The following is a 12,231-nucleotide window of genomic DNA, read 5'->3' on the forward strand; positions in this document are numbered from 1 at the left end:
GAGCGAACCATCGGACACATCAGCCACATCCATGCCTCGACGACTGCCCCGCCGGCTCCATCGGCGGTCGTGCCGGCCCCCATCCGTCAGGCCAGGAGGAGTGCGTGAGCACCTTCGCCGCATCGCACCTGTCGCCCTCTTACCCCGACCGCGCCGCCTGGGGCACCGCGCCCAAGCTCCGTGCCTGGCAGCAGGAGGCGTTCGATCTCTACTTCCGCCGCGAGCCGCGTGACTTCCTCACCGTGGCCACCCCCGGCGCGGGCAAGACCACCTACGCGCTGCGCATCGCCAGCGAACTGCTCAGCCGCGGCGTCGTGCGGGCGGTGACAATCGTCACACCCACCGAGCACCTCAAGCGCCAGTGGGCCGACGCCGCGGGCCGCGTCGGCATCAGCATCGACCCCGAGTTCAAGAACAGCCAGGGCGCGACCTCGCGCGACTACATCGGCGTCGCGGTGACGTACGCGCAGGTGGCCATGCACCCCGCGCTGCACCGCGCCCGCACCGAGGCGCGCAAGACCCTGGTGATCTTCGACGAGATCCACCACGCCGGCGACGCCAAGTCCTGGGGCGACGGCGTCCGCGAGGCGTTCGGCCCGGCCACCCGGCGCCTGGCGCTGACCGGCACCCCGTTCCGCTCCGACGACAACCCGATCCCGTTCGTCGACTACGTCGAAGACGGCGACGGCGGGCTGCGCAGCGTCTCCGACTACTCCTACGGCTACGGCCCGGCGCTCGCCGACGGCGTCGTGCGCCCGGTCATCTTCCTGGCCTACGCGGGCGAGATGAAGTGGCGCACCCGCGCGGGCGACGAGATCGCCGCCACGCTCGGCACCCCGCTCACCAAGGACCAGCTCTCCCAGGCGTGGCGGGCCGCGCTCGACCCCAAGGGCGACTGGATCAAGCAGGTGCTCCACGCCGCCGACCGGCGCCTGACCGAGGTGCGCCGCGGCGTGCACGACGCGGGTGGCCTGGTCATCGCCACCGACCACGAGACGGCGCGGGCGTACGCGCGGCACATCCGCACCATCACCGGGCAGGGCGCGACCGTCGTGCTCTCCGACGACCCCGACGCGTCCAAGAAGATCAAGCAGTTCAGCGCCTCCGACGAGCGGTGGCTGGTCGCCGTGCGCATGGTGTCCGAGGGCGTGGACATCCCCCGGCTGTGCGTGGGCGTCTACGCCACCTCCGTCTCCACCCCGCTGTTCTTCGCCCAGGCCGTGGGCCGCTTCGTACGCGCCCGCAAGCGGGGCGAGACCGCCTCGGTGTTCCTGCCCTCGGTGCCCACGCTGATGGGGCTGGCCAACGAGATGGAGGCCGAGCGCGACCACGTCCTCGGCCGCAAGCTCGCCGAGGACGGCCTGGACGACTCGCTGCTGGAGCAGGCCCGCCAGAAGAAGGACAACCCCGACGCCCTCGGCGATGAGCTCCCCTTCGAGACCGTCGAGGCGTCGGCCACCTTCGACCGGGTGCTGTTCGACGGCGGCGAGTTCGGCACCACCGCGGCTCCCGGCTCCCCCGAGGAGGAGGACTTCATCGGCCTGCCCGGCCTCCTCGAACCCGACCAGGTGGCCACCCTGCTGCGCAAGCGCCAGGCCGACCAGCTCGCCGCCAGGCGCAAGACCGGCAACCCGGTCGAGGACCGCCAGGCCCTCGCCCCCCACGAGGAGCTGCACGCCCTGCGCAAGGAGCTCAACGGCCTCGTCGGCGCCTGGAACCACCGCACCGGCCAGCCCCACGGCGTCATCCACGCCGAACTCCGCCGCGCGTGCGGTGGCCCGCCCATCGCCCAGGCCACCGCCGACCAGATCAAGGAGCGGATCGCCCAGATCCGCAAGTGGGCCACCCAGCGCTCCCGCTAAGGGCGCGGCCGGGGGCCAGCCCTACCCGATGAGGCCGGCCGGGGGCCGGCCCTACCTGATGACGCGCCCCGTCCGCCCGTCCACCGGCAGGTAGCGGTGGCGGGCGGGTAGCGGCGGGGCCAGCGGGAGGCGTACGGAGGCGGTGCCGCCGTGGACGTGCACGGGCAGCTCCCGGTGGCCGTGCCCGGCCTGGAACGCCGCCTGGGGCGTCCCCGAGCCCTCCTGCACCCACAGCATGAGCCTGCGCCCGTCGCGGCGCATCGCCACGGTGGCGGTCGCGCACTCGCCGGGCGCCGCCTTCCAGAAGATCGCCAGGCTGCGCACCAGCCCGGCCGCCCGCACCTGCCGCACCCGCGCGGGCACCGGCGTCCGCTCCGCACAGGCGGCCACCCCGGCCCCGGGCGGCGCCGCCACATGCCGCGCCAGCTCCGGGGCGGCGACCGGCGTACGCGCGATCGTGGCCGCCTCCAGCAGCACCAGCGTCATCACGCACGCGACCCGCACACTCGTGCTCGGCCGCATCATCAGGACCAGGCAGCAGGGAGCGCCTACCATCCACGCGACCCCGAGAGCCACCGCCTCCATCGCCGCCATCCCCTCCGTGAACAAACCTGACTCTCGGTAGTAGTTCTTTCCCCGGGCCGGCTGCGGGCTTTTTGGCGGGCCGTTACTGTCTGTTCGCCGCCTGATGACCCCCTGTAGCGAGACGCGCTCGCGTTCGGCTGCGCTCCCGGGGTCTACGGCGAAAGGAAGTCCCACGGGAAAGGAGACACGTCATGGAGCAGGACCTGATGGAGCGCGTGAACGAGTACGTTGCTCCTATGTTCACCGAGGTTCTGGATCGGCTGGGCGTCCTGGAGCGCGGCCAGCAAGGGCTGTTGGACGGGCAGCGGGCGCTCGGCGCCCGCCTGACGAAGGTGGAGGACGGGCTCGGCGACCTCAAGGGGCGCGTGGACGACCTCAAGGGGCACGTGGACGTACTCACCGGGCACGTCCGCGTCCTGTCGAAGAGGACGGACCAACTGACCGCGCAGGTCTACGTCCTCAACCAGGAGCATCAGAACTTCGCCGAGGAGGTCAATGCCCGCTTCGAGCAGGTCAATGACCGGTTCGACCAGGTCGACAAGCGGTTCGAGGAGGTGGACGCGCGGTTCGAGCAGGTCGATCGGCGATTCGACCAGGTCGACAAGCGGTTCGAAGAGATGGACGCGCGCTTCGAGCAGGTCGATCGGCGGTTCGAAGAGATGGACGCGCGCTTCGAGCAGGTCGATCGGCGGTTCGAAGAGATGGACGCGCGCTTCGAGCAGGTCGACAAGCGCTTCGAGCAGGTCGATGCGCGGCTTGACCGGATCGAGGGGCGGCTCGACCGGATGGATGAGCGGCTCGATGGGTTCGATGCGAAGTTGGAGGCGATCCTCCAGGCCGTGGTGGTGAAGGGGTCAGGCTGAGCGGGTGACGGGGGTGCCGGTGAGTTGCACCCCCGCTTCGCGGAGTTGGGCCAGGGCCGCTTCGGTGGTGGTCCTGGCCACGCCGGCGGTGAGGTCGAGGAGGACCCGGGTGGCGAAGCCGTTCTCGGCGGCGTCCATGGCGGTGGCGCGTACGCAGTGGTCGGTGGCGATGCCGACGATTTCGAGCGCGCGGACGCCGCGGTCGCGTAGCCACTGGGCCAGGGGGGTGCCGTCGCCGGAGGTGCCCTCGAAGCCGCTGTAGGCGGCGGCGTGGGCGCCCTTGCTGAAGACCTCCTCCACCTTGGAGGTGTCGAAGGCGGGGTGGAAGTCGGCGCCCCGGGAGCCGGCCACGCAGTGCGCGGGCCAGGTGGTGACGAAGTCGGGCTCGGCGGCGAAGTGGTCGCCGGGGTCGACGTGGTAGTCGCGGGTGGCCACGACGTGGTCGTAGGCGTGGGTGGCGACGTGCCGCGAGATCGCCTCGGCCACGTCGGCGCCGCCACTGACCGGGAGGCTGCCGCCTTCACAGAAGTCGTTCTGCACGTCCACGATGATCAGTGCGGTGCTCATACCACGATCCTACGAGGCCGCGAACACGGTGGGGATGGCGGCGTAGCCCCGGCTGAGGTGGTGGGCCTCGGTGGGGAGTTCGGCCATGGACCTGGCATGCCGTTCGCGGGCGGCCGACAGGGGCTCGCGGCCGACGATCTCGCCGTCGCGGACCAGTTCGGCCAGCAGGGGCCGGACCGGGCCGGGGGGCGTGCCGTTGCCGTTGTCGGGGATCTCCAGGGCCTCGGCCCGGCGGGCGGCGTCGGGGCCGGTGGGGACGACCAGCTCGCCCAGGGCGCAGCCGTGCTCGTCCAGCCTGCGGAAGGCCGCCTTGTGCCCGCCGCGGCTGGGCTTGCCGACGGAGCGCTTGGCCACGGGGCGCAGGCGGCCCTCGGCGTCCTCGCGGGCCACCAGCTTGTAGACCAGCGCGGCGGTGGGCACGCCGGAGCCGGTGACCAGGGAGGTGCCCACGCCGTAGCCGTCCACGGGGGCGGCGGTCAGGGCGGCGATGGCGTACTCGTCCAGGTCGCTGGTGACCAGGATGCGGGTGTTCTTCGCGCCGAGCGCGTCCAGTTGGGCGCGCACCTCGTGCGCGGCCACGCCCAGGTCGCCGGAGTCCAGGCGTACGGCGCCCAGCTCGGGGCCGGCCAGCTCCACCGCCACGCGTACGGCCGTGGCGACGTCGTAGGTGTCCACGAGCAGGGTCGTGGCCTTGCCGAGCGCGTCGAGCTGGGCCGCGAACGCCTCCCGCTCGCTGTCGTGGACCAGTATGAAGGCGTGCGCGCTGGTGCCGCGCGTGGGCACGCCGTACCTGCGCCCGGCCATGAGGTTGGAGGTGGCGGCGAAGCCCGCCAGATACGCCGCGCGGGCCGCGGCCACCGCGCTCCACTCGTGCGTACGCCGCGAGCCCATCTCGATGATCGGCCGTGACCCGGCCGCGTGGGTCATCCGCGACGCGGCGGAGGCGATGGCGCAGTCGTGGTTGAGCACCGACAGCGCGAGGGTCTCCAGCAGCACCGCCTCGGCGAAGGTGCCCTCGACCACCAGGATGGGCGAGCCGGGGAAGTAACACTCGCCCTCGCGGTAGCCGTGGACGTTGCCGCGGAAGCGGTAGTTCGCGAGGAAGTCCAGCGTCGGCTCGTCCACGATGCGGTTCTCGCGCAGGAAGGTGAGTTCCTCCTCACCGAACCGGAAGGTCTCCAGGGCGTCCAGGAACCGGCCGGTGCCCGCGACGACTCCGTAGCGCCGCCCTTCGGGCAGGTGGCGGGCGAAGACCTCGAAGACCGCCCTGCGGTGGGCGGCCCCGCTGCGCAGGGCGGCCTCCAGCATCGTCAGCTCATAGTGATCTGTCAGCAACGCGGTGCTCACGGTCGTTTCCACGAGTCGAAGACTACGGGGGAGTTGAGGCAGACTAGTGATGTGCCTAGCACCGCCCCGGTCGAGATAGAGCGTCCAGACTCGGACGTCCGGCCCGACCTGCCCTGGCTGACCATCGTCTGGAACGACCCGGTCAATCTGATGTCGTATGTGACCTACGTCTTCCAGACGGTCTTCGGCTATCCACGGGCGAAGGCCGAGAAGCTGATGATGGACGTCCACCACAAGGGCAAGGCCGTCGTGGCCAGCGGCACCCGCGAGGAGATGGAGCGCGACGTGCAGATCCTGCACTCCTACGGGCTGTGGGCCACCGTCCAGCAGGACTCGGCCTGATGAGCACCGGATTCCGCCCGACCCGCGACGGGATCGTGGCCGAGTTCGACCCCGCCGAGGTGTCGATCCTGCGCTCGCTGGTCGAGATGGTGCTCGGGCTGGTGGAGCCGGGCGAGACGGGCGACGACCCGCTGGAGCGGGCGCTGGGGATCGGCGTGGCCGCCGAGGCGCCGCCCGACGACCCGGTGCTGGCGCGGCTGTTCCCCTCGGCGTACCAGGACGAGAAGGAGGCGGCGGAGTTCCGCCGCTACACCGAGGCGAGCCTGCGCGAGGGCAAGCGCGCCGACGCGCGCACCATGCTGGAGACCGCGGTGCCGGGCAAGATGGCGCTGACCCGCGAGCAGGCCGAGGCGTGGGTGCGGGCGCTGAACGACGTGCGGCTCACGCTGGGCACCCGCCTGGAGGTCACCGAGGAGATCCACGAGGAGATCGCCGAGATGTCCGAGGACGACCCGCGCTATCCGGCCTTCGTGACCTACGACTGGCTCACCTACCTCCAGGACACCCTGGTACGCGCCCTCTGGTAGCGACCGGCGGCGAGTGGTTTGGTAGCTTCCCTCGCATGCTGACCATTTCTCAGGCGTTGGTGGACAAGATCGTGGCCCACGCGCGGGCCGACCACCCGGACGAGGCGTGCGGGGTGATCGCCGGGCCGATCGGCTCCGACCGTCCCGAGCGGTTCATCGCGATGCAGAACGCCGAGCGGTCCCCGACCTTCTACCGGTTCGACTCGATGGAGCAGCTTCGCGTCTGGCGCGAGATGGACGACCGCGACGAGGAGCCGGTGGTCATCTACCACTCGCACACGGCGACCGAGGCGTACCCGTCGCGTACGGACATCTCCTACGCCTCCGAGCCCAACGCCCACTACGTGCTGGTCTCGACCAGGGACGAGAACGAGGTGGAGTTCCGGTCGTACCGGATCGTGGACGGGGTGGTGACCGAGGAAGAGGTCGAAGTCGTTAAGTAAACTGGGTGACATGCCGACCTTCGACCGCTTCGCCGTGCGCCCGGTGCCGGCGCGCCCGGACGACGCCGGGTCGCAGGCCGGGGCGGCGACCGCGCGAAGGCCCGCTCACCGGCCGGTGCAGAGTTTCCTGTTCGCGCACACTCCCTCGGTCGTCGTTTACGACTGTCCGGGTCGTTGATCTCTGGAACACCCGTGCACCCTGCGATGTTCGCAATGGGTGCCCCGACGACGTCCACATGACCAAGGAGATTGACCGCGATGGCCATCGAGGTTCGCATTCCGACCATCCTGCGCAGCTACACGGACGGCGCCAAGGCCGTCGAGGGCAAGGGCGCGACGCTTGAAGAACTGATCGGCGATCTGGAGGCCCGCCACCCCGGGCTGAAGGACCGGCTGGTCGAGAAGGGCGCGCTGCGCCGTTTCGTGAATGTCTACCTGAACGACGAGGACGTGCGCTTCCTCGGCGGGCTGGAGACCCCCGTGGCCGACGGCGACACCGTGACGGTGCTCCCCGCCGTGGCCGGTGGCGCGGCGTGACCGCTCTCACCGGGGGTCCGATCGGGGCGACGGGGGCCGGTCGTCATGCGGTTTGACTCGCTGATCGACTCGGTCGGCCGGACGCCCCTGGTCGGCCTGCCGCGGCTGTCGCCGTCCGCCGACGTGCGGCTGTGGGCCAAGCTGGAGGATCGCAACCCGACCGGGTCGGTCAAGGACCGCCCGGCGCTGTGGATGATCGAGCAGGCGGAGAAGGACGGCCTGCTCTCGCCCGGGTGCACGATCCTGGAGCCGACCTCCGGCAACACCGGCATCTCGCTGGCGATGTCGGCCCGGCTCAAGGGCTACAACCTCATCTGCGTGATGCCCGAGAACACCTCGGAGGAGCGCCGCCAGCTCCTGCGCATGTGGGGGGCGCAGATCATCTCCTCGCCGGCGGCGGGCGGCTCCAACGAGGCGGTCCGGGTGGCCAAGCGGCTGGCCGAGGAGCACCCCGACTGGGTGATGCTCTACCAGTACGGCAACCCGGCCAACTGGCGGGCCCACTACGAGTCCACCGGGCCGGAGATCCTGGAGGACCTGCCGACCGTCACCCACTTCGTGGCCGGGCTGGGCACCACCGGCACGCTCATGGGCGTGGGGCGCTTCCTGCGCGAACGCGTGCCGGGCGTGCGCATCGTCGCGGCCGAGCCGAGGTACGGCGAGCTGGTCTACGGCCTGCGCAACGTCGATGAGGGCTTCGTGCCGGAGCTGTACGACCCCGAGGTGCTTACCACCCGGTTCTCCGTGTCGTCGGGCGACGCGCTGCGGCGTACGCGGGAGCTGCTGGCCACCGAGGGCATCTTCGCCGGCGTCTCCACCGGCTGCGCCCTGCACGCCGCGCTGGGCATGGCCCGCAAGGCGGTGCAGGCGGGCGAGCGGGCCGACATCGTGTTCATCGTGGCCGACGGCGGGTGGAAGTACCTGTCCACCGGCGCGTACGAGGGCACGCTGGACGAGGCGGAGGACCGCCTGGAAGGTCAGCTCTGGGCCTGACGGCCATGTGATGGACAGGGGACGGCCCCCTCGGTGATCCACCGAGGGGGCCGTTTCGTCGCCGGGGTCAGTTGAACAGCAGGCGGAGCGAGAAGCTCGCCTCGGTGTTCGAGTGCTTGCCGCTGAGGCCGACGGCCCGCAGCACTTCGAGGTTGGCCCGCTCGTCGCCTTGCAGGCCCTGCAGGTAGAGCTTCTCGACCTTGTCCAGGTCCACGAAGACGGCGAACGTCGCGGCGTCGGCGTCGGGGACGGCGAGCTGGAAGGTCTCGCTGTCGCCCAGCGTGCCCGCCTGGGAGAGCTGCTGCGCGTACTCCTGGGTGCTGGCGATGGAGAAGGTGCCGTCGCCGGCCGCCTTGCCGAGCTGCGGGGCGGTGGTGCCCTGCTGCGTCAGGAGCCGCTCCAGCTTGGCCACGATCGACTGGGCCTGCGCCGGGTCGGTGGCGATCTTGGCGCCGATCTGCGGCAGGTCGCCGTCCAGCCCCTTCTCATCCACCGCGACGGTGATGTTCTTGCCGAGCAGGGTGACCACGTCGCCGGGGAGCGAGATGCCGGCCTGCTGGGCCAGGGTGAGGAACTGCTGGAACGAGGGGTCCGTCCCGGCCATCTTGTTGACCTGCTCCCACTGCTTGCTGAACACCTCGCCCAGGCCGGAGATGGACACCGCGCCGGCGGTCGAGGCGGGCAGGTCGGTGATCTTGGCGGCCTCGGGGGCGGCCGTACCGGAGTCGAAGCCGCGCACCTGGCCGGCCAGCTCGACGTAGTCGCCGTCGAAGCGGAGCGCGCCGGCGAAGCGGGCGTTGGCGATCTGCTTGAGCGCCTCCTGGTCCAGCTCGTCGCCGGAGAGCTTGGCGAGGGCGTCCACGTCGGCCCAGAAGGACAGCACGCCCTGCTCGCCGACGGCGTCCAGGTCGCCGGTGAAGTCGGCGTTCTCGGCCAGCGTGGCGCCGGTGGCGTACTGGTCGGCGAGCTGCTGGGTCTCGGTGATCAGCGCGTAGTCCTCGCGGAAGGCGATGCCGACCTTCTCCCCGTCCAGCAGCTTGCCGATCCCGGCGCGGGCGGCGGTCTCGTCGGTCACCTGGACCGCGACCACGGGGATGGGCTCGGTGGAGCCCTGCGCGGGCGGGAGGGCGGCCAGGCCGATGCGCGAGCCGAGCCAGGGCTCGACGTCCTTGGCGAAGTCGATGTCGCCCATGTCGGCGTTGTTCTTCTTCAGCGCGTCGAAGAACGCCTGGCGCGGGTCGTCGCCGGTGAAGGAGTCCTTGGTGACGGTGAACTTGCGCGCGATGTTGAACAGCGCGAGCTTCTGGTTCGCCGCCGGGTCGAGGTCGATGCGGACGTACCCGATCGCGCCGGAGGGCAGCACCTCGTGCGGCTGGTTGCCGCCGCCGCTGAGCAGCGACGCGGCGTAGACGCCACCGCCGCCGAGCAGGGCGACGACCAGGGCCGCGATGGCGGCGACGAGCCAGCCCTTCTTCCTGCCCCCGCGCGCCGGGGTGCCCGAGCCGAGCACCTCGCCGCCGGACCAGGACGGCTGCCCGTACGCCTGCTGCTGGCCGTAGCCGGGCTGCGCGCCGTAGCCGGGCTGCTGGAACGCCTGCTGCCCGTACGCGGCCTGGGTCGGCGCGTCCTCGTAGCGGCGGGTCTGCTCATAGCCGGACGGCTGCCCGTAGGACGGCTGCTGCTGCTGGGCCTGGCCGTAGCCGGCCTGCTGGCCGTAGGCGGGCTGCCCGTACTGCTGGGTCTGCCCGTACGCGGGCTGCTGCGGCTGCTGCGGCTGCCCGTAGCCCTGCTGCTGCTGCCCGTAGGCGGGCTGCCCGTACGCCTGCTGCTGGCCGTACTGGGGCTGCTGCGGCGCGCCGTACGCCGGCGGGGGAGGCTGGGCCGAGGGCGTTTGCGGTGGATAGGCGGCCTGGGGCGGATATGGGGGTTGCTGGCCCTGACCGGGCCGGTAGCGGATGGTTCGCTGCGGGTCCTGGTCGCCGGGGTTCGGCGACTCGGGGGGAGTGTTGGGAGACATACCTATCTCACATATGTGGGGACTTCTAGTGGTAGTAGAAGTTAGTGCACCCTGCTAGCGATTTACTTGCAGAGAACTATCCACGGGATTCAAGCGTCTAAGGCCGGTTATGGGGGCGATTCGCCGCTGACCAGGCCGAAGGGCCGCCCTCACTGGCGTCGCACGCCTCACGGTAGAGTGCTGCCCTAGAATTTAGTTCGGTTTGACCTGAGGGGCGTGGATGACCAAGTTCGACGAGGCGACGCGGGCCATACGGGTGGACGAGACCACCTACGACGTGTGCCTGGACGACGGCTACTCCATCGGCGGCCCGCTGAACGGCGGCTATCTGCTCGCGGTGATCCTGCGCGCCGCCGTGGACGCCTCGCCGCACGAGCACCCCGTCTCGACCAGCGCCCAGTTCCTGCGCGTGCCCAAGCCCGGCCCCGCCCGCGTGCACCTGGAGCAGCTCAAGGCCGGCCGCACCGCCGCGATGACCCGGGCCACGCTGGTCCAGGACGGCACCTCCTACATCGACACCCTGATCACCACCGCGACCCTCACCGCGGCCGAGCCCGACTACACCGACGCCCCGCCGGTCCCGCTGCCGCCGGAGGAGGAGTGCCTGGCCCTGCCCGCGCCCAAGCCCGAGAACAACATGACCTTCAACGCGCAGATCGATCTGCGCTTCGACCCGCCGACCATCGGCTGGCTGACCGGCGAGCCGACCGGCCGGCCGGAGTCGCGGGCGTACTTCCGCATGGCCGAGCCCCAGGACCCCGACCCGTACGTGCTCGCCCTGGCGGTGGACGCGCTCCCGCCGGTCGTGTTCTCCGCGGGCGCCCGCGGCTGGGCCCCGACCGTCGAGCTGACCTGGTACCTGCGCGCCCTGCCCGCGCCCGGCCCCCTCGCCCTGTACGGCAGCGGCCGGCTGATCTCCGACGGCTGGTTCGACGAGGAGGTCGAGGTGCGCGACTCCACCGGCAGGCTGGTGGCCCAGTCGCGCCAGCTCGCCCGGCTGGGCCGCGGCTGACGGCCGGGGAAACTGGGGCGTGGGGGAAAAATCACGTGTGAGGATTATTACGGTGAGCGCGTCTTCACCGGTCGCCTAGCCTTGGGAAACGTGTCGGGGCGAGAGTATCGGTACGGTCGGTGACGGCGCCGAAGGGGCAGGCGCCGCCGAAGACCGGCCGGCATGACCGGGTCTCGTCAGGGGGCACGTTTCGTACGACGGAGCGTCCCACGCTCCCGGACAGGAGAGGCCGCCGCCTATGAAGCCGCCAGTCATGCCGCCAGCCGCGCAGGCAGCCCACCCAGCCCAGCCGGTCCAGTCTGCCCACCCGGCCCAGTCTGCCCAGCCGGCCCAGTCAGCTCAGTCTGCCGAGCCGTCGGCCCGGTCCTCCACCACGGGGATGCGGCTCACCATCGTCGGGTGCTCGGGGAGCTTCCCCGGGCCCGACAGCCCCGCGTCCTGCTACCTGCTGGAGGCCGAGGGCTTCCGGCTGCTGCTCGACCTGGGCAACGGGGCGCTCGGCGCCCTGCAGCACCACGTGCGGCTGGACGAGGTGGACGCGATCTGCCTGTCCCACCTGCACGCGGACCACTGCCTGGACCTGTGCCCGTACCACGTGGTGCGCACCTACTCGCCCGACGGTCCGTTCCCCAGGCTGCCGGTGCACGCCCCGAGGGACGCGCCGCGGCGGCTGGCGGCGGCGTACGGGATGCCGGACGAGCCGGGGCTGGAGACCGCCTTCGAGTTCGTGCCGCTGGCCCCCGGCGTGCGGCGGATCGGCCCGTTCGAGGTGACGGCCGCGCGGGTGAACCACCCGGTGGAGACCTACGGCTTCCGCGTCTCCTACGGCGGGCGCTCGGTGGCGTACTCCGGCGACACCGGCGAGTCGGCCGAGCTGGTGAAGCTCGCGACCGGGGCCGACGTGCTGCTGTGCGAGGCGTCCTTCCTGGACGAGCCCAACCTGCCCACCGACCTGCACATGACCGGCCGCCAGGCGGCCGAGCACGCGGCGCGGGCCGACGTGGGCACGCTCGTGCTCACCCACCTCGTCCCGTGGTACCCGCCCGAGCGCATCCTGGACGACGCCCGGCGCGGCGGATTCCACGGCAGGACCGAGCTGGCGCGTAGCGGAGCGGTGTATCCCCTAGGGTGAGATC

At 71.5% G+C, this 12,231-nt stretch carries 14 protein-coding genes; 10 read left to right on the top strand and 4 right to left on the bottom strand.

Annotated features, from left to right (window positions below; translation table 11 throughout):
• Nucleotides 1-104 precede the first annotated feature (104 nt).
• Nucleotides 105-1,862: a DEAD/DEAH box helicase gene (locus HNP84_RS38840; RefSeq protein WP_185055047.1), complete on the top strand. Its 1,758-nt coding sequence runs from the start codon at nucleotides 105-107 to the stop codon at nucleotides 1,860-1,862.
• 51 nt (nucleotides 1,863-1,913) lie between these two features.
• On the opposite strand, the gene HNP84_RS38845 is transcribed toward HNP84_RS38840, so the two are convergent.
• Nucleotides 1,914-2,417 carry a hypothetical protein gene (locus HNP84_RS38845; RefSeq protein WP_185055048.1) on the bottom strand — a complete coding sequence of 168 codons (504 nt, stop codon included), beginning with the start codon at nucleotides 2,415-2,417 and terminating at the stop codon, nucleotides 1,914-1,916.
• Nucleotides 2,418-2,638: 221 nt separating this feature from the next.
• Here HNP84_RS38845 and HNP84_RS38850 point away from each other — a divergent pair, with 221 nt between their 5' ends.
• Nucleotides 2,639-3,310: a hypothetical protein gene (locus tag HNP84_RS38850; protein ID WP_185055049.1), complete on the top strand. Its 672-nt coding sequence runs from the start codon at nucleotides 2,639-2,641 to the stop codon at nucleotides 3,308-3,310.
• Here the strand turns inward: HNP84_RS38850 and HNP84_RS38855 are convergent.
• Together HNP84_RS38855 and HNP84_RS38860 are read right to left on the bottom strand one after the other, a co-directional pair.
• Nucleotides 3,302-3,877 (bottom strand): nicotinamidase, encoded by a 576-nt coding sequence (locus HNP84_RS38855; RefSeq protein WP_185055050.1) that lies wholly within the window; start codon nucleotides 3,875-3,877, stop codon nucleotides 3,302-3,304. The genes HNP84_RS38850 and HNP84_RS38855 overlap by 9 nt on opposite strands.
• 9 nt (nucleotides 3,878-3,886) lie before the next feature.
• Nucleotides 3,887-5,236: a nicotinate phosphoribosyltransferase gene (locus HNP84_RS38860; RefSeq protein ID WP_312926731.1), complete on the bottom strand. Its 1,350-nt coding sequence runs from the start codon at nucleotides 5,234-5,236 to the stop codon at nucleotides 3,887-3,889.
• A gap of 39 nt (nucleotides 5,237-5,275) precedes the next feature.
• On the opposite strand from HNP84_RS38860, the gene clpS reads away from it, so the two are divergent.
• The 6 genes from clpS (at nucleotide 5,276) to HNP84_RS38885 (ending at nucleotide 8,066) form a co-directional block, all read left to right on the top strand.
• Nucleotides 5,276-5,566 carry an ATP-dependent Clp protease adapter ClpS gene (gene clpS / locus HNP84_RS52115; RefSeq protein WP_312926732.1) on the top strand — a complete coding sequence of 97 codons (291 nt, stop codon included), beginning with the start codon at nucleotides 5,276-5,278 and terminating at the stop codon, nucleotides 5,564-5,566.
• Nucleotides 5,566-6,093 carry a DUF2017 domain-containing protein gene (locus HNP84_RS38865; protein ID WP_185055052.1) on the top strand — a complete coding sequence of 176 codons (528 nt, stop codon included), beginning with the start codon at nucleotides 5,566-5,568 and terminating at the stop codon, nucleotides 6,091-6,093. The genes clpS and HNP84_RS38865 overlap by 1 nt, the downstream gene beginning before the upstream one ends.
• A 35-nt stretch (nucleotides 6,094-6,128) precedes the next feature.
• A complete protein-coding gene (locus HNP84_RS38870) occupies nucleotides 6,129-6,536 on the top strand; it encodes a M67 family metallopeptidase (protein ID WP_185055053.1) in 408 nt (135 codons plus the stop codon).
• Nucleotides 6,537-6,546: 10 nt separating this feature from the next.
• Nucleotides 6,547-6,714: a hypothetical protein gene (locus tag HNP84_RS38875; RefSeq protein ID WP_185055054.1), complete on the top strand. Its 168-nt coding sequence runs from the start codon at nucleotides 6,547-6,549 to the stop codon at nucleotides 6,712-6,714.
• 80 nt (nucleotides 6,715-6,794) lie between these two features.
• Complete coding sequence (locus HNP84_RS38880) at nucleotides 6,795-7,073, top strand: MoaD/ThiS family protein (RefSeq protein ID WP_185055055.1); 279 nt, start codon at nucleotides 6,795-6,797, stop codon at nucleotides 7,071-7,073.
• A 45-nt stretch (nucleotides 7,074-7,118) separates the two neighbouring features.
• Nucleotides 7,119-8,066, top strand: a complete 948-nt coding sequence (locus HNP84_RS38885; protein WP_185055056.1) for a PLP-dependent cysteine synthase family protein — start codon at nucleotides 7,119-7,121, stop codon at nucleotides 8,064-8,066.
• 67 nt (nucleotides 8,067-8,133) lie between these two features.
• Here HNP84_RS38885 and HNP84_RS38890 read toward each other — a convergent pair whose 3' ends face one another.
• Nucleotides 8,134-10,083: a DUF3352 domain-containing protein gene (locus HNP84_RS38890; RefSeq protein WP_185055057.1), complete on the bottom strand. Its 1,950-nt coding sequence runs from the start codon at nucleotides 10,081-10,083 to the stop codon at nucleotides 8,134-8,136.
• 220 nt (nucleotides 10,084-10,303) lie between these two features.
• On the opposite strand from HNP84_RS38890, the gene HNP84_RS38895 reads away from it, so the two are divergent.
• Nucleotides 10,304-11,095 (top strand): thioesterase family protein, encoded by a 792-nt coding sequence (locus tag HNP84_RS38895; RefSeq protein ID WP_185055058.1) that lies wholly within the window; start codon nucleotides 10,304-10,306, stop codon nucleotides 11,093-11,095.
• Between the two features lie 379 nt (nucleotides 11,096-11,474).
• The gene (locus HNP84_RS38900) at nucleotides 11,475-12,227 is read left to right on the top strand and encodes an MBL fold metallo-hydrolase (protein ID WP_185055059.1); all 753 of its coding nucleotides are present in this window, start codon (nucleotides 11,475-11,477) and stop codon (nucleotides 12,225-12,227) included.
• Nucleotides 12,228-12,231: the final 4 nt, after the last annotated feature.

Origin of the sequence: Thermocatellispora tengchongensis (assembly GCF_014202315.1) — a bacterium.
Classification (GTDB): Bacteria; Actinomycetota; Actinomycetes; order Streptosporangiales; family Streptosporangiaceae; genus Thermocatellispora; species Thermocatellispora tengchongensis.

What these genes read in the sequence shown, in the direction of transcription:
- HNP84_RS38845 (WP_185055048.1), bottom strand. Translation starts at nt 2,417, where the DNA reads ATGGTAGGCGCTCCCTGCTGCCTGGTCCTGATGATGCGGCCGAGCACG.
- HNP84_RS38850 (WP_185055049.1), top strand. Translation starts at nt 2,639, where the DNA reads ATGGAGCAGGACCTGATGGAGCGCGTGAACGAGTACGTTGCTCCTATG.
- HNP84_RS38855 (WP_185055050.1), bottom strand. Translation starts at nt 3,877, where the DNA reads ATGAGCACCGCACTGATCATCGTGGACGTGCAGAACGACTTCTGTGAA.
- HNP84_RS38865 (WP_185055052.1), top strand. Translation starts at nt 5,566, where the DNA reads ATGAGCACCGGATTCCGCCCGACCCGCGACGGGATCGTGGCCGAGTTC.
- HNP84_RS38870 (WP_185055053.1), top strand. Translation starts at nt 6,129, where the DNA reads ATGCTGACCATTTCTCAGGCGTTGGTGGACAAGATCGTGGCCCACGCG.
- HNP84_RS38875 (WP_185055054.1), top strand. Translation starts at nt 6,547, where the DNA reads ATGCCGACCTTCGACCGCTTCGCCGTGCGCCCGGTGCCGGCGCGCCCG.
- HNP84_RS38880 (WP_185055055.1), top strand. Translation starts at nt 6,795, where the DNA reads ATGGCCATCGAGGTTCGCATTCCGACCATCCTGCGCAGCTACACGGAC.
- HNP84_RS38885 (WP_185055056.1), top strand. Translation starts at nt 7,119, where the DNA reads ATGCGGTTTGACTCGCTGATCGACTCGGTCGGCCGGACGCCCCTGGTC.
- HNP84_RS38890 (WP_185055057.1), bottom strand. Translation starts at nt 10,083, where the DNA reads ATGTCTCCCAACACTCCCCCCGAGTCGCCGAACCCCGGCGACCAGGAC.
- HNP84_RS38895 (WP_185055058.1), top strand. Translation starts at nt 10,304, where the DNA reads ATGACCAAGTTCGACGAGGCGACGCGGGCCATACGGGTGGACGAGACC.
- HNP84_RS38900 (WP_185055059.1), top strand. Translation starts at nt 11,475, where the DNA reads ATGCGGCTCACCATCGTCGGGTGCTCGGGGAGCTTCCCCGGGCCCGAC.